Source organism: Saccharopolyspora sp. ID03-671, from assembly GCF_045278815.1.
Taxonomy (GTDB): Bacteria; Actinomycetota; Actinomycetes; order Mycobacteriales; family Pseudonocardiaceae; genus Saccharopolyspora; species Saccharopolyspora ipomoeae.
Genome location: NZ_CP134054.1, coordinates 1,137,009 through 1,156,892 on the forward strand (window position 1 = coordinate 1,137,009; position 19,884 = coordinate 1,156,892).

Consider the following 19,884-nt stretch of genomic DNA (forward strand, 5'->3'; position numbering starts at 1 on the left):
CGTCGATCACGTGTCAACCGGCCCGGAACGCCTTGGAGGCGAAGGAAAACACCGAGGCGACCGGGCTACCGGGTGCTGCGGGCACCTCGGACAACACCCGGCGCACGGCACCCTCGGGAAAGCCGAACTAACTCTGCTTGCGGGCCTTCTTCGCGGCGCGACGCATCTGGATCATGCGGGCCGTGCCCGCGAGCCAGACCAGGACGCCGCCGATGATGGCGGCGAACAGCAGGGCCAGGCCCAGCGGCAGGCTGAACTGCAGGCCCAGGAAGTGCACGGTCACCGAGACGAAGTTCTGCGCGACGAAGATGAGCAGGAAGACCAGCACGACACCGGCCACGGCCAGCGCCGTCCACAGCAGCCCGGTGCGGCTCTGCGACGACTCCAGCTCGTGCTTGCCGGAGGTCGGCCCGGCCTTCTCCACCGACCCGGTGTCGTGCTTCGAGCCGTCGTCGTTCGAGGTGATGCCCGGGGTGCCGGTGCCGTCCTTCGTCGTCGGCTCCAACGCGCCCGACTCGGACCCCGTCCCGGCTCCCACGTCCTTCGACCCGTTCTCAGACATACCGACCATCATCAACCGCGCGTGGGGCCGCACCCCACCCCACACACCGCCCTGTCACCTGTTCGATATCTCCCAGCGCTTGATCCTTCAGCGCCCGACCCCCTCAGCGCCCGCCGGTCACGTCGCTCAGCGCCTCGTCGAGGATCGCCAGACCCCGGTCGATCTCGGCCTCGGTGGCCGTCAGCGGAGGTGCGATGCGGAAGGTACCGCCCAGGCCGGGCAGCTGGACGATGTTCATGTGCAGCCCGAGCTCGGTGCAACGACGGGTCACCGCCGCGCCGAGCTTGTCGACGTCTCCCCCATCGGGTCCGGCGGTCAGCTCCAGGCCGACCAGCAGTCCGCGGCCCCGGACGTCGCCGATGACCGGGTGCGTCCCCGCCAGCTCGGTGAGGCCGCCGCTGAGCCGTTCGCCCAGTTCGCGGGCGCGCACGTCGAGGCGGTCGCGGGTGAGCACGTCCAGGACCGTGTTGCCGACGGCGGCCGGCAGCGGATCGTTGACGTGGGTGGTGAAGAACAGGAATCCCCGGTCGTGGGCCTGCTGCTCGATCTCGGCGCTGGTGATCACCGCGGCCAGCGGCAGCCCGGCGCCGAGGGTCTTGGACAGCGTGAGGATGTCGGGGACGACGCCGTCGCGCTCGAAGGCGTACCAGTCGCCGGTCCGGCACAGGCCGGTCTGGGCCTCGTCGAGGATGAGCAGCATGCCGCGCTCGTGGCACTTGTCGCGCAGCGCCGCCAGGTAGCCGGGTGGCAGGTCGATGACACCGCCGGAGCTCAGGATCGGCTCGACGATGCAGGCGGCGAGGCTGCCCACCGACTGCGCGTCGATCAGGTCGAAGCCCAGGTCCAGCTGGCGGCGCCAGTCCAGTTCGCCGTCGGCGTCGGTCAGGTCCGGGTGGAAGGCGTCGGGCACCGGCAGCGCGAAGTTGCCGGGGGCCGCCGGGCCGTAGCCGTGGCGGCCTGCGCTGTAGGTGGCGTTGGCCGCGGCCTGGGTCATGCCGTGCCAGGAGCGGGCGAACGAGACGATCTCGTGCTTGCCGGTGACGAGCTTGGCCATCCGCAGCGCGGCCTCGTTGGACTCCGCGCCGGTGGTCAGGAACATCGCCTTGTCCAGCGGGTCCGGCAGCGTCTCGGTGAGGCGGCGCGCCAGGTCGATGACCGGGCGGCTGAGCATGCCGCTGTAGAGGTGGTCGAGCCGGGCGGTCTGGTCGCGGACCGTGGCGACGATCTCGGGGTGCGAGTGCCCGAGGATCGCGCTCATCTGCCCGGAGGTGAAGTCCAGCAGCTCGCGCCCGTCCTCGGTGAACACCCAGGCGCCCTCGGCGCGCTCGATGACGCCGGGGCTGAAGGAGCCGCGGCCGGAGTAGCGGATCAGGTCACGTGTGGCGAGGTCGTCCATTCCCCGAAGCTACGGGAGGGAACGGGGTGGCGGCAGCCCGCCACCACCCCTTCCTCGTCGCCGATCGTCAGGGTTCCACCGGCTGGTCGTAGACCGAGAACCGGAGGTACACGCCGATGTCGGCGGGACTGTCCGGGGCCTTGGTCCGGTAGGCCAGCAGGTCCTGCAACCCCGTCATCGCCGACGGCGGACGGGGCGCGAGGGCCTCGATCATGTCCAGGTACGCCGTCGGGTCCAGGCCCTCGGCCCGCATGAGGTCCGCCGTGCGCGCGGCGGCGTCCTCATCGGACTCGGCGTTGCCGGGTAATCGCAGGTACAGGTTGGCCTCGTCCGGCTGCGCCGAACCCTCCCGGAAGGCCAGGCACACCATCGGTTCCTCCCCTTCGGCCTTGTCCTGGCCGTGATAGAGGGACCGCCACACCCGGGCGGCCCGCTCGGAATCGTGACCGCTCGCCAAGGAGGCCACGGCGTCGAGGTCCTCCAGGGAGCGGGCGTTGATGCGGAAATAGACCTTCACCCGCGCATTCGGCGAATCCGCCAAATCGAGTGCGGCGAATTCGATCTCATTTCCCCGGTCCATCATCTCCGGCATCCACATTCGCACCGAACTCCAGGAACTCGCCAAGCCGAGTCGCCCCATCGCTTCGGTGGTGCGGTCGAGGACGTCGGCCGGATCGGTGCTTCCGGCCTGCGGGTTGAAGTAGGTCTTGTACCGCGTGGACTCACCGGGCCGCCACGCGAGCGAATGCCAGATCGTGGGACGGTTCAGCCGCGGGTCCTCGCTGACGAAGAGGTCTTCCACCAGGTGGTAGCGGTGCAGATCCACTCCCGGGCGCTCGGCCAGCTGCTCGGTGAGAGACCGTCCCGCACGTTGGCAACCCGCGGGAGTCGGCTCGTCCCCGAGCGATTCGAACAGGACGCGGAGTTCGGGACGGCGCTCTCGCCAGCTGAGCGACATCTCGGCCGGAAAACCGTCCGCTGAAACAAAAGAGGGAACCTTCGGACAAGGGCCGATCGGGTGATCACCCCACGGCCGCAACGCCACACTGAGTTCTGTGATCAGGGTCTCCACATCGGAGGCCGAGAACCCCAGATGTTCGGCGGCGGTTCGGTACTGGCTGGTCAGGAACTGTGTGAATGAGATGTCATGAGCGGGGAACACTCCCCACCGTTGAGGTGATGACGAGACCTCTCGCGAAGTAGGCACTACCCCGACCTTCCGCATCGCGGTTACTCTTGATCGCGGGCATGGCGCCTCTCAGGACCTTCTACACGATCTCATCCAGAACTCGAATTGGGAATAGGCTGCGCGCGGAGGGGACCCAATGAGCACTGTGGACGATCGCGGGGAAAAACCTTCTCACCAGGCGGATCAACGTGATGTGTGCGTGATCGGTTCCGGTATTTCCGGACTCGCCGCGATGCGTTCGCTGACTCGGCGCGGAATCGATTTCGTCTGCTTGGAACGGGACTCCGCGGTCGGCGGGGTGTGGAACTTCGATTCGACCGATTCCCCCGACTCGCACCCGGCCTACGGTTCGCTGCACCTCAACACCTCCAGCAAGGTCACCGGGTTCACGGGTTTCCCGGTGCCCGAGGACTTCCCGCGCTACCCGCGCCACGACCAGGTCGCGTCCTACCTGCGCCGATTCGCCGACGAGCACGGGCTGACCGAGCGGATCGAGTTCGGCACCGACGTACGCCGGGTGGAGCCCAACCCGGCCGGCGGCTGGTTCGTCACCAGTCGGGGCCCGCGAGGATCGGTGCGCACGAGGCACTTCCGGGAGGTGGTGCTGGCCTCGGGTTATCACTCGGTGCCGCGCATGCCGAACCCGGAGATCACCGGTTCGGCCGAATTCCGGGGCGAGCAATTGCATTCCGCGCAGTACACCGATCCCGATTCGTTCCGGGGCAAGTCGGTCGCGGTCGTCGGGTTCGGCAACTCGGCCTGCGACATCGCCGTCGAGCTCTCCCGGGCGGCCGCGCGCACGGTGCTGTCGGTGCGCCGGGGCTCGCACGTGGTGCCGAAAACGCTGATGGGGCTGCCGATCGACGAGATCGCCGCGAGCCGCTGGTGGTCGTTCCTGCCGTTCAAGGCCCAGCGCAGGCTCATCGAGGTCCTGCTGCACCTCACCCGCGGTCGCATCGCCGACTACGGCTTGCCGGAGCCCGATCACCGGGTGATGGACGCCCCGATCACCATCTCCGACGAGCTGCTGAGCCGCCTCTCGCACGGCGAGATCACCGTGCGGCCCGGGATCGACCGGCTCACGCCGACGGGCGTGACGTTCGGTGACGGCAGCGTCGAGGAGGTCGACGCCGTCATCTACTGCACCGGCTACGACATGTCACTGCCGCTGCCCGCCGATGTCGCGTTCGACTCCGAGGGGCGGCTGGAGCTGTTCCACCGGGTCGTGCCGCCGGGCCACCGGGGGCTCTACCTCGCCGGGTTCCTGCGCCCGGTGGGCGCGCTGACCAGGCTCGCCGAGCTGCAGGCGGAGTGGATCGGCGACCTCATCGCGGGCGAGGCCGCGCTGCCCGGCGAGCGGGAGATGCTCGCCGAGTCCCGCGCTCACCTGGACCGAATCGCCGGCCGCTACGGCACCGAGCGCCGCGAGGACGCCCTCAACGTGGACGTCCCCACCTACGTGCGAGGTCTCAAGCAGGAGCACCGCCGGGGCCGCGATCGCGCGGAGGTCCCGGCGGCCTCCGGCCGTCACCGGCTCACTGACCTGCGCCGACCTTCTGCTGAGCAGCCATCTGCTTCATGACGTGCTCCAGCAGGCGGGCGAGGACGTCCTTGACGTCGGCGCGCCGGCGGGCGTCGAAGTTCACCACCGGGACCTTGGCGGTGTCGATCTGCAGCGCGTTGGCGATGTCCTCGGGCCGGTAGCGCTGGGTGCCGTCGAACTCGTTGACCGCGACCACGTAGGGGATCTTCCGGTCCTCGTAGAAGTCCAGGCTGGAGAAGCAGTCGTCGAGCCGGCGGGTGTCGGCCACGACCACGGCGCCGAACGCGCCGTGCGTGTGGTCGTCCCACACCGACCAGAACCGCGACTGGCCGGGCATGCCGAACAGGAACAGCGGGGTCCCGTTGCTCAGGTTGATCCGGCCGAAGTCGATGCTGACCGTGGTGGTCGTCTTCTCCGGGACCCCGGTCAGCGCGTCCACCGAGGCGCTCGCGTCGGTGATGGGCTCGTCGGTGAGCCGCACGTAGCGGTCCGGGTCGGCCACGCTCTTGATCAGGGTCGTCTTGCCGCACCCGTAACCGCCGGCGATGACGAGCTTGACCGGCGGCCGCTCAAAGCTGTTTAACACTGTCCAGAACCCCCTGTAGGTATTCCAGTGTTGCATCGGAAACGGTTTCTTCCGGGGTGCTCTCGCCGTCGAGGGTGAGAATCCCGCGGCGCAGCAGCGCACCCACGAGCGCGCGTGCCGTCAGCACCGGGGTTCCGAGGCTTCCTGCGACCTCGGCGATGGCGACCGGGTTCTTCGCCAGCTCCAGCGCGGCGCTGTCGCTCATCGACAGGTCGCGGTGCCCGTCGCCCCCGACCCTGGCGACCACCTGCGTCGCCAGGTCCAGGTCCAGGTCGGCCTTCTCCGGGGCACCGGCGACGACGAACGGGCGCACGCCCGCTCCCGGGTCCTCTGCGTGGACGTTCTGCTCGGCCATCGGTTACGGCCTCGTCCCCGTCAGCGAGTCGGCTCCGCCGCGTCCCTCGGTGACCAGGTGCTCGCCGACCTGGGCGAGCAGCCGGTCCAGCTCGACGTTGACGATCAGCGGATCGGCTGCGGTGTCGACGCACACAGTGATCCCGGTGCGCTCGGCGGCCAGCGCGAGGATCACGAACCGGTTCGCGCCCTCGATGACCGTCTTGCTCAGGTCACCTCCCCCACCGATCACGCTCACCCGCTTCGAGGAGCTGAAGGCCGACGCAGACATCGCGGCGAGGTCCTCGGCCTGCTCCTTGGACACCCCTTCGGAGGCGGCCCTGGGGAACCCGTCCGACGACCACAACACGACGCAGTCCACGTCCACGACGCGCTGCGCGAAGTCGGTCAGCACCCAGCTCAAGTCGTCCCGGCTATCGCTCACTGTGTTCACCCCTCACCCTGGTCGTTCCCGTGGTTCTGACGTCCGGACACGAAGCCCATCGCTCCGCCGCCGCCCGCGCTGCGCCGCGTTCCGGTGTCCTCGCCGGAGGTTTCGGCCTGCGCCTTCTTCTCCTCGTCCAGCGCGCGGCCGACGGCGGACGCTCCCCGGCGGCGCACCGGCAGGCCCACCGGGGAGGTCTCCAGCGGAGCCTCCTCGGCCGGTTCGGCGCGCGGCTTGGGCGGTTCCGGGCGGGTGCGGGTCTCGACCGGCTCGGCCAGCAGCGCGGTGGCGCTGCCCAGCGTGCCGCGGCTGGTGGAGCTCACCGATGGCGCGGAGCGCTCGAACTCGGGCTCGCGCAGCAGGTCGCCGGGGATGGCGACCTCGGCGCGGATGCCGCCGGACTCCCCTGCGGTCAGCGTGACCTGGATGTGCCACTGCTGCGTGATGCGGGCGACGACCGGCAGGCCGAGCTGCATGTGCCGCTGGACGCTGCCGAGGGCGAAATCGGTGTCGGTGCCCAGGATCGCGTTGGCCTCGCCGAGCTTCTCGCCGGGCATGCCCAGGCCGCGGTCCTCGATGACGACGACGAGGTCGCCGTTGCGCTCCTCGGTCCACACGCGGGCCTTGCCCTGCGGCGAGCTGTAGTTGGCGGCGTTGTCCATCAGCTCGGCGAGCACGCGGATCAGGTACGGAGCGGCCTGGCCATCGATGGCCACGGCTCCGGGGTGGCGGGTGTGGATGCGGCCGTAGTGCTCGATCTCGGCTCGCGCCGATTCGAGGATGACCTCCATCGGCGTCGGCCCCTTGTGGTAGCGGGCGAGCCGGTTGCCCGACAGCAGCCGCAGGTTCTCGGCCAGGCGGCGGGCGCGCAGCAGGAGGCTGTCGAGCACCAGCAGCGCCCGGTAGCGGGGTGCGGCCTCGCCGGCCTCGCGCTCCTCGGTGTCGACGATCTGCATCGCGCTCTGCACGATCTGCTGGACTCGCGCGGCCATGCCGACCACGACGCGGGTGAACGCGTCCGAGGTCTGCTTCTGCTTGATGCGCTCCTGCACCGCGACCTGGTAGGCGCCGGCGAACGCGTCGGCGACCTCGCCGATCTCGTCCTTGCCGAAGTCCAGCGAGCGCAGCGGAGCGGAGACGTCGACCTCTTCGCCGCGCTCGACCTTGCGGAACAGCTCCGGCACGTCCTCGTCGGCGATCTTGCGGACGGCGTCGCGCAGTTCGACCAGTCGCTGCGGCACCAGGGCCACCAGGTGACGTCCGGCGAACCACCACATCAGCAGCGCGGCACCGGCGGTGGCCAGCAGCACGAGCCCGGCGAACAGGGCGGTGCGCAGCAGCGCGTTGGTGCCGTTGGTGAGGCCGAGGTCGGCGCCGTAGCGGGCCTGCTCGACGGCGAGGTCGGTGATCTCGGCGGTGACCTGGTCGCTGACCCGGTGCCACTGCTCGGTGGTGACGCCTTGCGCCTGGCCGCCGGACATCATCTGCTGCTCGATGGCCCGCAGCTGCTGCCAGCTCCCGGAGCGGGTGAGCTCCTCGTAGCGCTGCTGGACCTGCGGCGAGGCGTGCGGCACCTGCTCGGCGATCTCGTCGTGGTAGGAGCCCACGAGCACGGCGAAGTCGACCTGCTCCTGCGGCGTCATGCGGGATTCCACGCCGCGGGCGCCCAGGATCGTGGTCTGCGCCATCTGGTCGCCCGCGCGGAAGATCTCGGTGGCGGTGATGCCGGCCTGCCCGGCCTGGGCGTCCTCGACGGAGCGGGCCTGGCCGTCGAACAGGTCGGCACCGGCGTCGAGGACCTCGTTGTAGTCGCGCAGGGTTTCGGTCTTGCGCGCCGGGTCGATCGGCGTCGACGGGCGGGAGCGCGGCAGCTGGTCGAGCAGCGTGCCGACCCGGTCGATCTTGGCCTTCATGTCGGCGGGGACCGCCGGGTTGGAGCTCAGGTCGGAGAGCCGGTCGGACAGCTCGGCGACGGCGCGGTCGGTGGCGGCGTAGCGCTGGTCCAGCACGTCGAGGCGGGCCTGGCCGTCGAAAGCCCGTGCCACGACCTGGCGTTCGGCCTGCACGGCGGTGAAGGTGCGGACGGCGGGGATCGAGGTGTCCTGCACGGTGACGGCGACGTAGCGGACGATGAGCCCGTCGACGAACGAAGGTGCGAAACCGGCGAGCACCACGACGAAGAACAGCGCGACGATGGTGATCAGAATGTTCCTGATCCTGCGCCGGAGGCTCGTCCTGTCCGGCTCGCGCGTTCTGATCCCGGTTAACCGCACGTCGACCGCACTCCTTCGGTTGTCCTCAGATGAGACAGGCCCCGGCCCCCCGGCAGCCTTCGCGCGAATTCATGCGGAGTGCGCGCTCCGCCGGGCGTCCACGACTTCGGGAACTCCGCACCGAATGTGAGCGGCGTGCAGCACCGCCGGTCCGATGATCATCCGCGCTTGGCCGGGACAGTACCAGCACGCTTTTCGGCGTTGATCACTGATCTCCCACGCGGTTTGGCGCGGAAGCGGACATGAACGGCGGTACTCGATTTCGGTTACGTTCTTCTTGCGATTCCCCGGAAAACACCGACGAAAGTCGGTGCGGATTTCACCCGGGCTTGTCCTGTTGTCATCGTCGCCCGATATTGCCCCGTTCCCGGCTCGTCGCTACGTTGAGGACATCCTGGTCTGGACAACGTTGTCAATCGGGAGGTCTTCCTTTGCGACGCCGGCACGACGTCAAGACCGTTCGACGCACCAACGTTCCCAGCAGACTCGCGGCGGCCGCTCTGGCCGCGGCGACCGCTCTCGCGCCGGCCCCGGCGGCCGACGCGGCGATCGACGATCCGGCCCACTACGTCAACCCGTTCGTCGGAACCAAGCCCGGCGGGCCCGATTTCGGCCACGGCGGCGGTGCGGGGAACACCTTCCCCGGCGCGGTGGCGCCGTTCGGGATGATGCAGTTCAGCCCGGACACCGCGACCTACCAGCACGGCGGCTACTCCTACGACGACGACCGCATCCGCGGCTTCAGCCTCACCCACCTCTCCGGGGCCGGGTGCGGGGACTTCGGCAACGTCCCGTTCATGCCGGTCCTCGGCGACTCCCCGGTGGCCGACTACTCCTTCTCGCACGACGACGAGTCCGCCTCCCCCGGCGCCTACGACGTCACCTTCGACAACGGGCTGCGGACCGAGTTGTCGGCCACGCAGCGCTCCGGCGTCGCGCGGTTCACCTACCCGCGGGGCCAGCGGGCGGGGTTGTCGGTGGACGCGGCGAAGGCGTTCAACGACGCCACCGGATCCCTGGAGATCGGCCGCAACAGCATCAGCGGTCACAGCGACAGCGGCGGTTTCTGCGGTGCCGACAACAGGTACCGGGTGTACTTCCACGCGACCTTCGACCGCGATTTCAGCGCCCGCCAGGTCGACGGCGGTCGGGCGTTCGTGCAGTTCGACACGGCGGAGTCGGCGAGCGTGGTGGGCCGGATCGGGATCTCGTTCGTCAGCGCCGACAACGCCCGCGCCAACGCCGAGGCCGAGCAGTCCGGCCGCGGTTTCGACGAGATCCGCGACGGCACCCGCGCCGCGTGGAACGGGATGCTGGGGCGCATCGACGTCGGCGGTGGCAGCGACGAGGACCGGCGGCGGCTCTACACCGGCCTCTACCACTCGCTGTTGCACCCCAACGTCTTCAGCGACGTCAACGGCCAGTACGCGGGCTTCGACGGCCAGGTGCGCACGGCGGCCGACGGGCACGCGCAGTACGCGAACTACTCGGGGTGGGACGTCTACCGCTCGCAGCTGCCGCTGGTGGCGCTGATCGCGCCGGACATCGCCTCCGACATCGCGCAGTCGGCGGTGAACCAGTCCGAGCAGGGCGGTTACTTCGACCGCTGGACCGTCGCCAACGGCGGGACCGGGGTCATGGTCGGCGACCCGCTGCCGATCATGGTGGCCAGCGCTCATGCCTTCGGCGCAACGGATTTCGACACGACCGCCGCGCTGCGCGAGATGCGCGAGGGTGCCACCCACGACGACGAGCGACCGGGTCACGACGAGTACGACTCGCTGGGCCACATCCCGCCGGGCGTGGAGGGCGCCACCGACTCGGTGTCGACGACGCTGGAGTACGCCGGCGCCGACTTCGCGATCTCGCAGTTCGCCGGGCGGCTGGAAGACACCGCCACCCGCGACGAGTTCCTGGGCAGGGCGCAGAACTTCAAGAACCTGTTCAACCCCGGCAACGGCTACCTGCAGCCGCGCAACGCCGACGGGTCGTTCACGTCGTTCGACCCGGTGCAGACCGAGGAGTACACCGAGGGCAACGGCGCCCAGTACACGTGGATGGTGCCGTTCAACCACCGCGGCCTGTTCGACCTGATGGGCGGGAACGCGGAGGTGGTGCCCCGGCTGGACGAGTTCTTCGGCGAGCTCAACGCGGGTCCGGACGCGCCGCACGCCTACCTGGGCAACGAGCCGTCGCTCAACACCCCGTGGGCCTACGCCTACGCGGGCAGGCCGGACCGGACGCAGGACGTGGTGCGGCGGGCGCTGACGTCGCTGTTCAAGTCCACACCGGACGGTGAGGTCGGCAACGACGACCTGGGCCAGATGTCGTCGTGGTCGGTGTGGGCCTCGATCGGGATGTACCCGCAGGCACCGGGCCGCTCGGAGCTGGTGCTGGCCAGCCCGATCTTCTCCTCGGTCCGCATCGACCGGGGCAACGGCACGGTCATCGACATCACCGCCCCCGAGGCCGAACCGGGCGCGCCCTTCGTGCGCGGCCTCGCGGTCAACGGCGCCGAGAGCTCGAAACCGTGGGTCGGCGAGGACTTCGTCGCCTCGGGCGGCACCCTCGACTTCACCCTCGGCACCGAACCCGACCCCACCTGGGGCACCGCCCCGCAGGACGCGCCCCCGTCCTACGACGAGAGCTGAGGACCGGTGTCGGCGTCGCGCCAGCGCAGCACTTCCAGCGCGGCGCCGACACCGACCACGTCCTCCGCCAGGGGGCGCGGCAGCAGGTCGTCGGCGCGGGCGAGGCGGCGCAGCACGGTGTTGCGGTGGGTGTAGAGGCGTTCGGCGGTGCGGGAGGCGTTGCACTGCTCGCGGATGTAGGTGCGCACGACCTGGCGCATCTCCGGATCGGCGTCGCGGAGCTCCCCGAGCACCTCGGCGACGAACTCGTCGGCTTGGGCGGGGCCGGCGGTCATCAGCGCGACCAGTTGGACGTCCTCGTAGCGGGCGACCTGCTTGCAGGAGCCGAGCCGGGCCAGCATCCGCTGCGCGGTGAGGGCGTCGAGGTGGCTGCGGCGGAATCCGTCCACTCCGCGGCCGGGGCGTCCGATCGACACGCGCACGTCCGGCCGGGAGCCCAGCCGCTCGGACAGCTCCTCGATGCACGCGGTGGTCGTCACCGGCAACCAGATCCACAGGGTGGCCGCGGTGGCCACCACGGTCAGCCGCCGGCCGGCGCCGGTGAGGCGCACCAGTTCTTCGGCGGCGCTCTCCAGCTCCTCCAGACCCGCCCCGGTGGTGCTCCAGACCACGGCGGCGGTGTGCGGACCGGTCAGCCCGTAGCCGAGCTTGAGCTCGGCTCGGCGCGCGCTGATCGGGGACCCTTCGAGGATGAGGGTGACGGCGGCCCGGCGATCCGCGTTGGTGCCTCGGGTGAGGGTGTCGAGCTCCTCCTGCATCCGCTCGCTGATGCCGGCGATGGTGTCGTTGACGTAGGTCGAGATCGACAGCGCCGTGATCTCGAGGAGTTCGCGCAGCTCGCCGGGGTCGGTGGTGAGCGAGAAGCAGATCTCCATCCAGAACCGCCAGGCGACGTTCTGCCCGGCCCGGTAGGTGTCCAGGGCGTGCGCGTCGAGGCCGCGGCGCACCAGGTCGCGGGCGGTGTCGAGGGCTTGGGTGCCCAGGTGGGGCGGGACCCGGCAACCGGGGTCCTGGACGTTGGCCGCCGCCCAGTGCACGACGTTGTCGACGTTGGTCTGCCGCAGCTCGTCGGCGAGCACCGGGTCGGCGGCGATGGCCTGGGTGCGGTCGGCGTCGAGGACGGCGGCGTGCAGCTCGTCCGCCCACCTCGCGGGCGGCTTCAACGCCGCCTCCGCCCCGAGCCGGATCAACTCCCGCACCCGAGCGGAAGGGCAGGGCCACGACGGAGTCACGGCTGGCACTATGCCCCACTTGATCCCGTTTGGGGAGAGGTGATCACCGGGGGTGTTCGCGCTGGGCGCCTCGGACGTTGATGGGGCTGCCCGGGGGTTCCGCGCAGTGGGCGTGGAGGTTGGCCGGGACTTCGGCGAGGTCGGTGCCCGCGCGCTGGTGGGTGCTCTCGTAGCCGCGGGTGCAGACGAACGGGTCGAAGTTGTTCAGGACCAGGCCGAATCGGGCTCGGCCGTCGCCGGGAACGGTGGTCTTGGTGCCCTCCGCGAGGCTGGGGTAGGTGACGAGCAGCTGCTCCACCCCGTCGAGCCGGGTGCGGTAGACGTTCGCGGTGGTCAGCAGGTTGCCGACCAGGCCGCCGAGCTGCGGTCCGGTGTCCCGCAGCAGCCCGCTGACCTGCTCGGCGGCATCCGGTGCCGCGCCGACGACGCGCCGCAGGTCGGCGTCGGAGGCGCGCAGCTGCCCGGCGAAGGCGTGCAGGTCGCGGCTGAACGAGGCGATCTCGGCGCCCTGCTCCCGCTGGGTCTCCAGCACGGTCCGGCCGCTGGTGATCAGGTCGAGGGTTTGCGGCAGGTGGTCGGTGGCGTGCCGGGTGTAGGCGTGGGAGGTGTCCAGCAGGGCGCCGAGCGGTCCGTTGAGGCCGGTGAAGGCCAGGTCGAGCTCGGTGACCACGGTCTGCAGCGATCCGATCGGGATGCTGCTGACGGTGCGGTCCAGGTTGGCCAGCAGCTCCTCCGGCGGCACCGGGATCGAGGTGCGATCGCTGCCGATCACCGAACCGTCCCGCAGGTGCGGGCCGCCGTCGGAGCGGGGACGCAGGTCGACGTACTGCTCCCCCACCGCCGAGCGGTTGGTGACGACGGCGTCGGTGTCGGCCGGGACCTCCGGCGCGCTGTCCTCGATCTCCAGCGACACGTCGACGCCCTCGGGCGTCAGCCGCAGCGGCCCGACCCGCCCGATCGGCAGTCCGCGGTAGGTGACCTCGGCGTTGGTGAAGATGCCGCCGGAGTCCCGGAACCGCGCCACGGCGGTGTACCCGCGGGAGGACACAAGACGGTCCAGCCCGGCGTAGGTGGCGCCGACGTAGGTGATGCCGACCAGGGCGATCAGCGCGAACGCCCCGAGCTGCAGCTTGACCCGTTGGGAGATCACCGGCCACCTCCGAGCACGACGTCGAACGGTCCGCCCGGTCGCGGTGGCGGCGGCAGGGCCGGCCCGGGGGCGGGGGCCGGTCCGGGCGCGGGGGCGGGGATCGGCAGCGGTGGTTCGCCGGGCCCGGCGCCGCCGGTGGGCGGCGGCCGTCCCTGCAGCACGTTGTCCACGAAGGTGCTCAGGTCGAGGTCCAGCTGCAGGTCCAGGTTGGTGTAGTCGCCCTTGATGGCGTTGACCGTGTAGTCGGTGAACGGGAAGGTGACCAGGACTTCCAGCGATCTGGGGAGGTCCTCGCCCGCTTCGGCGAGCTTCTGCAGGATCGGGCTCAGCGACCGCAGGTTCGCCACGGCGTCGTCCTGGCTGCGCTCCGTGGTCTCCACGGCGACCTCGGAGAGTCGGTCCATCTGCTGGAGCATCGTGACGAGCTGCCCGCGCTGCTCGTTGATGACCTTCAGCCCCGGTCCGAGGTTGTCCAGCGCGAAGGCGATGTCGTGCTGCTGCCCGACGAGGGAGGCGGCGAGCCGGTTGAGACCGTCGAGGACGCGGGTGATCTCGTCGCGCTGGCCGTCGAGCTCGCGGGTGAAGACCTCCAGGTTGCGGTGCAGCGACCGGATGTCGTCCTCGTTCCCCGACAGCGCGGCGCCGAGCTCCTGGTTGATGTGCTGCAGCTGCCCGATCCCGCCGCCGTTGAGCAGCATCGACAGTGCGCCCAGCACCTCTTCGACCTGCGGGTGGCGGTTGGTGCGCGACAACGGGATCCGGTCGCCGTCGGTCAGCAGCGCACCGCCCGGCGCGGGGGAACCGTCGAGCTGGACGTACTTCTCGCCGAGCAGGCTGGACTGGCGCAGCTGCGCGAGCGCGGCTGCGGGCAACCGCACGTCGCGGTTGATCTCCATGTCGACCTCGGCGGTCCAGCCGTCGGGGGCGAGCCGGATGGCGGAGACCCGCCCGACGGCGACGTCGTTGACCTTCACGCTGGCCTGCGGCACCAGGTCCAGCACGTCGGCCAGCTGCGCGGTCACCCGGTACGGGTCGTCGCCGAGGTCGGCGCCTCCGGGCAGCGGTGCGTCGTACATCCCGGTGAAGCCGTGCTGCCCGCACCCGGTGACCAGCAGGGCGCTGAGCAGCAGCATCGCGATCCGCATCAGCGGCCACCTCCCGGGTGCGGGGAACCGGTGTCGCGCAGGGCGTCGACGAGCGGCAGCGGGATGTCGGGCGCGTGCCCGCGCTGCAGGGACGTCATCGCCTCGGCCGGGGACGGCAGCGGGAGAGCTCCGGTGACGACCGGTTCGATGCGCGCGCAGGCGTCGGCGAGCACCGGTGGCACGGGGCGTTGCGGTGGTGACTGCCGGAGCAGCTTGCAGACGAGGACGATCGGCGGGTGGGTGAGCTCGTTGATGTTGCCGCGGGTGCGGGTGACCCCGGCGGAGGCGTCGTAGGTGTTGGCGAGGTTGGAGAGGCCCAGCGGCGCCAGGTCGGTGACCTCCTCCAGCGCCGCCCGCTGGTCGACGAGCACCTGCGTGACCGCCCTCAGGTGGTCCACGTTGGACTGGAGCACGGCGCGGTTGTCGCGGATGAAACCGGCGGTGTCGGCCAGCGCGGGGCCGAGTTCCCGCAGCGCGGAACCGAGTTCACCGCGTTCGGCGGCCAGGAACGACGCGGCGTCGGCGAGCTGGGTGTTGAACCGGCGGACCTCCTGGTCGCTGTCGGCCAGCGTGCGGTTGAACAGCTGCAGGTCGTCGACGGTGGCGAACATGTCCTCCTTCGACCCGGACAGCGTCGTGGTGGCCTCGCCGAGGCGGCGCAGCATGTCGTTGAGCTCGGCGCCGCGGCCGTCCAGGTTGGCGGCCTGCACGTCGAGGAAGTCCGACAGCGCGCCCTCCCGGTTCGCCCCGTCCGGGCCGAGCATCCGCACGGTGCGGTCGGTGTTGCGGTTGATCTCGTCGAGCTCCAGCGGGGTCGCGGTGCGCTCGCGCGGGATCACGGCGCCGTCGGCCAGCTGCGGCCCGCCCTCGTAGACCGGGGCCAGTTGCACGTAGCGGTCGCTGACCAGGCTCGGCGCCACGGCAACGGCTTTCGCGTCGGCGGGGATCGGCGTGCCCTCGTCGAGGCGCATCTCCACGCGCACCCGAGTGCCCTCCGGCACGACCTCGGTCACCGAGCCGACCCGCATGCCCAGCACCCGCACGTCCGAGCCCGGGAAGAGCCCGACGGTCGCTCCGAAGTGCGCGGTCACCGAGGTGCGCGCGGCACTGGCCACCGCCCACCAGGTGGTGCCGGTGACCACCAGCGCCACCGCGATCACGATCGCCATCAGCCGCCTGCTCATCGCGGACCTCCCTCGACCGGCGGGTGGCAGCCCTGCTCGTTGGCCGACACCGGTCCGGCGTGCAGCACGGGCGGGACCTGGCCGCACACGTAGCTGTCGAACCAGCGCCCGTTGGCGACGGTGTTGCTGAAGTAGCGGGCGAACGGGGCGAGGTTCTGCAGACCCCGGTCGAGGTTGGCCTGGTTGCGGTGCAGGACCGCGGTGACCCGCTCCAGCGTGGTCAGCGCGGGCCGCAGCTGCGCGTGGTTGTCGGCGACCAGCCCGCGCAGCTGCTCGGAGAGCTCCCGGGTGCTGCGCAGCAGCGCGCTGATGGCCTCCCGGCGGAACCGGATCTCCTCCAGCAGCAGGTTGCCGTCCGCGAGCAGCCGGGCGAAGACCTCGTCGCGGTCGCCGAGCACCCGGCTGACCTGGCGGGTGTTGCTCAGCAGCTGCTTGAGCTGCTCGTCGCGCTTCGAGATGACCTGCGAGAACGACGAGAGCCCGCGCAGCGCCTCGCCGACGTGGGCGGGCGTGCCGCGGAACGTGTCGGCCATGGTCCGGAAGCTCTGCGCGAGCGCGGCGGTGTCGACCTCGCCGGAGGTGCGGCCGAGGTCCTGGAACGCCTCGGTGACGTCGTAGGGCGACCGGGTGCGGTCGGCCGGGATCGTCGCGGCGGAGTCCTGTTCGCGCTCGCCCTGCGGGTCCAGCGCCAGGAACTTCTGCCCGAGCAGGGTTTTGATCTCGATGGAGGCGGTGGTGCGGTCACCGACCCAGGCGTCGTCGACGCGGAAGGCGACCTCGACGTGCTTGCCGCGCAACGACATCGACGTCACGGTGCCCGCCTTGACCCCGGCGATGCGGACCTCGTCGTCGGGTTTGAGCCCGGCTGCCTCGGTGAACTGCGCGCGGTAGGTGGTGCCGCCGACGACGGGCAGGTCCTCGAAGTGGAACGCCAGCAGCGAGACCAGCGTGATCAGCACCAGACCCACCGCCCCGGCGGCCGCCGGGTCCCGTCTCCTGAGCCTCCCGATCATCGGCACCTCCCCGGCATCTGCTCCGGCGCCGTGGCCGGGAGCGGCACGGCCACACCGAGGTTCGAGATGCGCACCTGCCCGGAGCTGCGGCAGAGGAAGTAGTTGAACCACGACCCGTAGCTGGCGGTGCGGTTGATGGTGTTGAGCTTGTCCGGCAGCCCGGCGGCGAAGCGCTCCACCAGCGGCCGGTGGCCGTCGAGGTGGTGGGCGAGCGCGCCGAGGTGCTGGATGCTCTCGCGCAGCGGCTGCCTGCCCTCGGCGAGCAGCCCGGCGGTCGCCTCGTTGACCTGGCCATCCCCTCGACAGCCGAGCCGATCTGCTCGCGGTCGGCGGCCAGCCCGGACACGACCTGCTGGGTGTGCACCAGCACCTCGTCGAGCTCGGCGTTGCGGCTATTGACGGTGCCGAGCACCTCGTTGAGCCGGCTGATGACCTCGCCGATCACCTGGTCGCGGGAGGCCAGCGTCCGCGTCAGCGATCCGATGTGGGCCAGCAGGCTCTGCGCGGTTCCGCCTTCGCCCTGCAGCGTCTGGATGATCGCGTGCGAGAGCTTGTTGACGTCCTCCGGCGAGAGCGCCTGCAGCAGCGGCTTGAACCCGTTGAACAGCGCGGTGAGGTTCAGCGCGGGCCGGGTGCGGTCGATCGGGATCGTGGCGCCCTCCGGGAGCATCTCGCGGGTGCCCTCCCCCCTCTCGACGGCGAGGTAGCGCTGGCCGACGAGGTTGCGGTACTTGATCGACGCGGTCGTCGAGCGCGGCAGGGCGCGGTCGCCGTAGAGCGTGAACTCCACGTGCGCCTGGCGGCGCTCGGCGATCTCGATGGAGCGGACCTGGCCGACCTTGACCCCGGCGATGCGCACGTCGTCGCCCTCGTTGAGGCCGGTGACATCGGTGAACCGGGCCGAATACCCGGTGGTGGGGCCGACACTCGTGTTCGCGATGGTGACGCCGAGCAGTCCGGTGGCCAGCAGCGTCACCGCGACGAACGCGATGAGCTTGGTCAGCGACGGCCTCATCGATCTCATCGCACGTCCACCTCCGCTCCTCGGTACAGCGGTCCGACCAGCAGCGTGCTCCAGCCCGGCACTTCGTCCGGGCGCAGCCGCGTCGCCGGTGACAGCAGCGCGGCGATCAGGTTCCGCTCGGCCGGGGAGTGCTGGAGCGACCCGGCGGGTCCGGTGGCCGAGCTCGGGCTCGTCGCGGCAGGTGGTGTGCGCTGCTCGCGCTGCGGCGGGTGCGTCGAGCCGTCTCGCGGCGGTCCGCCGCCGGGCAGGTCGGCGGGCATCGGGACCTGGTCGTAGCAGCGGGGTCCGCGCCGGTCCTGCCAGCGGGGTTCGTCGTGGCCGGGCAGGTACTTGGCGCCGTCGTCGCTGATCTCCACCCGGAGCCGGATCACGCCGGGCGTGTCGGTCCCCTTGCCCGCGACCTGGTCGAGGCGCGGCACGGCGTCGGCGAGATCGTCGAGCAGGCAGGGGTATTCGGGCGCGTAGCGGGCCAGCAGCGCCAGGTGCTCGCGGCTGGCCGCGTTGAGCCCGATGATGTTCTCGGAGTTGGCGCGCAGGAACCCGTCCAGGTCCGCGGAACCGGTGGTGACCGTGCGGTACAGGCGGTCCAGGCCCGCCCGGTTGTCGGCGACGGTGCGGTGGTTGACGGCCAGGTCGCGCAGCGCCTGCGCGAGATCCGGGGCGGCATCGGCGTAGAGGTGTGCCACGTCGGCCAGCGCCCGGATGTTCCCCTTCAGCTCCGGCAGCACCGGGTTGAACCGCTCCAGGTAGGCGTTGGTGGCCACCAGCGTCTCGCCGAGCTGCTCGCCGCGTCCGTCCAGCGCCATCGAGACCGTGTTGAGGGTGGTGGCGAGCTTGTCCGGCCGGACGGCCTGCAGCACCGGCATCAGGTCGCTGAGCACCTTCTCCAGCTCGATCGAGGTCCGGCTGCGGTCCTGCTCGATGACGTCGTCGTCGCGCAGCGACTCGCGGCTGGGGCCCGGTGGCGGGACGAGGCTGACGTAGCGCTCGCCGAACAGGGTCTTGGGCAGCAGCCGGGCGCTGACCCCGGCGGGGATGAGCGGTGCCTTGTCCGGGTGCAGCGCCAGGTCCAGCTCGGCTCCGGTCGCGGTGGCGCGCACCTCCCGCACCTCGCCGACGACCAGCCCGCGCACCTTGACGTCGGAGGGCGGTTGCAGCTGGTTGCCGACCCGGTCGGTGCGCAGCAGCACGTGCACCACCGGCGTGAACGCCTTCTGGTACACCGCGACCGTGGAGGCCAGGAACAGCGCGATCACGCTGAGGAACACCGCGCCCACCACTCGGCGGCGCAGCGTCTCGACCCGCTCCCCCGCCCTCATCCGGCGATCCGCACGGTCGTGGTGGCGCCCCAGATGGCCAGGCTCAGGAAGAAGTCCAGCACGTTGAGCGAGATGATCGCGGTGCGCACCGCGCGGCCCACCGCGCTGCCGACCCCGGCGGGGCCGCCGGCCGCCCGGAAGCCGTAGTAGCAGTGCACCAGGATGATCATCAGGCTGAACAGCAGCACCTTGCCGAAGGAGAACAGCACGTCCTCCGGTGGCAGGAACAGGTGGAAGTAGTGGTCGTAGGTGCCCGCCGACTGCCCGTAGAAGTAGACGGTGATCACCCGCGAGGCCAGGTAGGACGACATCAGCCCGATCACGTACAGCGGGATCACCGCGCCGATCCCCGCCAGCACGCGGGTGGTGACCAGGAACGGCACGCTGCGCACCGCCATGACCTCCAGCGCGTCGATCTCCTCGGAGATGCGCATGGCGCCCAGCTGCGCGGTGAACCCGCACCCCACGGTCGCCGAGAGCGCCAGGCCGGCGACCAGCGGGGCGACCTCGCGGGTGTTGAAGTAGGCGGAGACGAACCCGGTGAAGCTGGCGGTGCCGAGCTGGTTGAGCGCGGTGTAGCCCTGCATGCCGACGACGGTTCCGGTGAACAGCGTCATGCCCACCATCACCCCGATCGTGCCGCCGAGCACCGCCAGCGCACCGCTGCCGAAGGTGACCTCGGCCAGCAGCCGCAGCACCTCCTTGGAGTAGCGGCGCAGCGTGCGCGGTGCCCACGCGATCGCGCGCAGGTAGAACAGCGCCTGGTCCCCGGCGGTGTCGAGCACCGCCAGCGGGCGGTGGAGCAGCCGCCGGACGCGGCCGGTCGCCACGACCACGGC

The 19,884-nt window shown here is 70.9% G+C and carries 16 protein-coding genes and 1 pseudogene; 2 read left to right on the forward strand and 15 right to left on the reverse strand.

All coding sequences use genetic code 11. The annotated features are described in order from the left end of the window. Positions 1 to 127 precede the first annotated feature (127 nt). From REH65_RS05365 to REH65_RS05375, 3 genes are all read right to left on the reverse strand, one after another. A complete protein-coding gene (locus REH65_RS05365; RefSeq protein ID WP_406691520.1) occupies positions 128 to 562 on the reverse strand; it encodes a lipopolysaccharide assembly LapA domain-containing protein in 435 nt (144 codons plus the stop codon). A 103-nt stretch (positions 563 to 665) separates the two neighbouring features. Next, a complete protein-coding gene (locus tag REH65_RS05370; protein WP_406691521.1) occupies positions 666 to 1,958 on the reverse strand; it encodes an aspartate aminotransferase family protein in 1,293 nt (430 codons plus the stop codon). A 67-nt stretch (positions 1,959 to 2,025) separates the two neighbouring features. After that, positions 2,026 to 3,120 carry a tryptophan dimethylallyltransferase family protein gene (locus tag REH65_RS05375; RefSeq protein WP_406691522.1) on the reverse strand — a complete coding sequence of 365 codons (1,095 nt, stop codon included), beginning with the start codon at positions 3,118 to 3,120 and terminating at the stop codon, positions 2,026 to 2,028. Between the two features lie 226 nt (positions 3,121 to 3,346). Between REH65_RS05375 and REH65_RS05380 the strand changes: the two genes are divergently transcribed. Beyond that, entirely contained in the window at positions 3,347 to 4,729 is a 1,383-nt protein-coding gene (locus tag REH65_RS05380) for a flavin-containing monooxygenase (RefSeq protein ID WP_406691523.1), read from the forward strand. Here REH65_RS05380 and REH65_RS05385 read toward each other — a convergent pair. Genes REH65_RS05385 through REH65_RS05400 form a run of 4 tightly spaced genes read right to left on the reverse strand, consistent with a single transcriptional unit; the run spans position 4,683 to position 8,327 of the window. Continuing rightward, positions 4,683 to 5,276 carry a GTP-binding protein gene (locus REH65_RS05385; protein ID WP_406691524.1) on the reverse strand — a complete coding sequence of 198 codons (594 nt, stop codon included), beginning with the start codon at positions 5,274 to 5,276 and terminating at the stop codon, positions 4,683 to 4,685. The genes REH65_RS05380 and REH65_RS05385 overlap by 47 nt on opposite strands. Next, complete coding sequence (locus tag REH65_RS05390; RefSeq protein ID WP_281455546.1) at positions 5,260 to 5,631, reverse strand: DUF742 domain-containing protein; 372 nt, start codon at positions 5,629 to 5,631, stop codon at positions 5,260 to 5,262. Before REH65_RS05390 ends, REH65_RS05385 begins: the two co-directional genes overlap by 17 nt. A gap of 3 nt (positions 5,632 to 5,634) precedes the next feature. Next, complete coding sequence (locus tag REH65_RS05395) at positions 5,635 to 6,054, reverse strand: roadblock/LC7 domain-containing protein (RefSeq protein ID WP_281455547.1); 420 nt, start codon at positions 6,052 to 6,054, stop codon at positions 5,635 to 5,637. A gap of 5 nt (positions 6,055 to 6,059) precedes the next feature. Continuing rightward, positions 6,060 to 8,327, reverse strand: coding sequence for a nitrate- and nitrite sensing domain-containing protein (locus tag REH65_RS05400; RefSeq protein WP_406691525.1), 2,268 nt, complete (start codon positions 8,325 to 8,327; stop codon positions 6,060 to 6,062). A gap of 431 nt (positions 8,328 to 8,758) precedes the next feature. Here REH65_RS05400 and REH65_RS05405 point away from each other — a divergent pair, with 431 nt between their 5' ends. Then, on the forward strand, positions 8,759 to 10,978 hold the full coding sequence (locus REH65_RS05405) for a GH92 family glycosyl hydrolase (protein ID WP_406691526.1): 2,220 nt from the start codon (positions 8,759 to 8,761) through the stop codon (positions 10,976 to 10,978). Here the strand turns inward: REH65_RS05405 and REH65_RS05410 are convergent. From REH65_RS05410 to REH65_RS05445, 8 genes and pseudogenes are all read right to left on the reverse strand, one after another. Continuing rightward, positions 10,963 to 12,177 carry a PucR family transcriptional regulator gene (locus tag REH65_RS05410; RefSeq protein ID WP_406691527.1) on the reverse strand — a complete coding sequence of 405 codons (1,215 nt, stop codon included), beginning with the start codon at positions 12,175 to 12,177 and terminating at the stop codon, positions 10,963 to 10,965. The genes REH65_RS05405 and REH65_RS05410 overlap by 16 nt on opposite strands. Before the next feature lie 76 nt (positions 12,178 to 12,253). Next, on the reverse strand, positions 12,254 to 13,360 hold the full coding sequence (locus tag REH65_RS05415) for an MCE family protein (protein WP_406691528.1): 1,107 nt from the start codon (positions 13,358 to 13,360) through the stop codon (positions 12,254 to 12,256). Continuing rightward, complete coding sequence (locus tag REH65_RS05420; RefSeq protein ID WP_406691529.1) at positions 13,357 to 14,505, reverse strand: MCE family protein; 1,149 nt, start codon at positions 14,503 to 14,505, stop codon at positions 13,357 to 13,359. Before REH65_RS05420 ends, REH65_RS05415 begins: the two co-directional genes overlap by 4 nt. Further along, positions 14,505 to 15,689 carry an MCE family protein gene (locus REH65_RS05425; protein ID WP_406691530.1) on the reverse strand — a complete coding sequence of 395 codons (1,185 nt, stop codon included), beginning with the start codon at positions 15,687 to 15,689 and terminating at the stop codon, positions 14,505 to 14,507. The genes REH65_RS05420 and REH65_RS05425 overlap by 1 nt, the downstream gene beginning before the upstream one ends. Further along, complete coding sequence (locus tag REH65_RS05430) at positions 15,686 to 16,702, reverse strand: MCE family protein (RefSeq protein ID WP_406691531.1); 1,017 nt, start codon at positions 16,700 to 16,702, stop codon at positions 15,686 to 15,688. The genes REH65_RS05425 and REH65_RS05430 overlap by 4 nt, the downstream gene beginning before the upstream one ends. Next, positions 16,699 to 17,726 (reverse strand): annotated as a pseudogene (locus tag REH65_RS05435) (MCE family protein). Before REH65_RS05435 ends, REH65_RS05430 begins: the two are co-directional and overlap by 4 nt. Next, positions 17,723 to 19,045 carry an MCE family protein gene (locus REH65_RS05440; RefSeq protein WP_281455556.1) on the reverse strand — a complete coding sequence of 441 codons (1,323 nt, stop codon included), beginning with the start codon at positions 19,043 to 19,045 and terminating at the stop codon, positions 17,723 to 17,725. The pseudogene REH65_RS05435 and the gene REH65_RS05440 overlap by 4 nt, the downstream one beginning before the upstream one ends. Further along, positions 19,042 to 19,881 (reverse strand): ABC transporter permease, encoded by an 840-nt coding sequence (locus REH65_RS05445; protein WP_281455557.1) that lies wholly within the window; start codon positions 19,879 to 19,881, stop codon positions 19,042 to 19,044. The genes REH65_RS05440 and REH65_RS05445 overlap by 4 nt, the downstream gene beginning before the upstream one ends. Between the last annotated feature and the right edge of the window lie 3 nt (positions 19,882 to 19,884).

Bases quoted from the DNA above. Each gene is read 5' to 3' on its own strand.
- REH65_RS05365 (WP_406691520.1), bottom strand. From the start codon at position 562: ATGTCTGAGAACGGGTCGAAGGACGTGGGAGCCGGGACGGGGTCCGAG.
- REH65_RS05370 (WP_406691521.1), bottom strand. From the start codon at position 1,958: ATGGACGACCTCGCCACACGTGACCTGATCCGCTACTCCGGCCGCGGC.
- REH65_RS05390 (WP_281455546.1), bottom strand. From the start codon at position 5,631: ATGGCCGAGCAGAACGTCCACGCAGAGGACCCGGGAGCGGGCGTGCGC.
- REH65_RS05420 (WP_406691529.1), bottom strand. From the start codon at position 14,505: ATGCGGATCGCGATGCTGCTGCTCAGCGCCCTGCTGGTCACCGGGTGC.
- REH65_RS05425 (WP_406691530.1), bottom strand. From the start codon at position 15,689: ATGAGCAGGCGGCTGATGGCGATCGTGATCGCGGTGGCGCTGGTGGTC.
- REH65_RS05430 (WP_406691531.1), bottom strand. From the start codon at position 16,702: ATGATCGGGAGGCTCAGGAGACGGGACCCGGCGGCCGCCGGGGCGGTG.
- REH65_RS05440 (WP_281455556.1), bottom strand. From the start codon at position 19,045: ATGAGGGCGGGGGAGCGGGTCGAGACGCTGCGCCGCCGAGTGGTGGGC.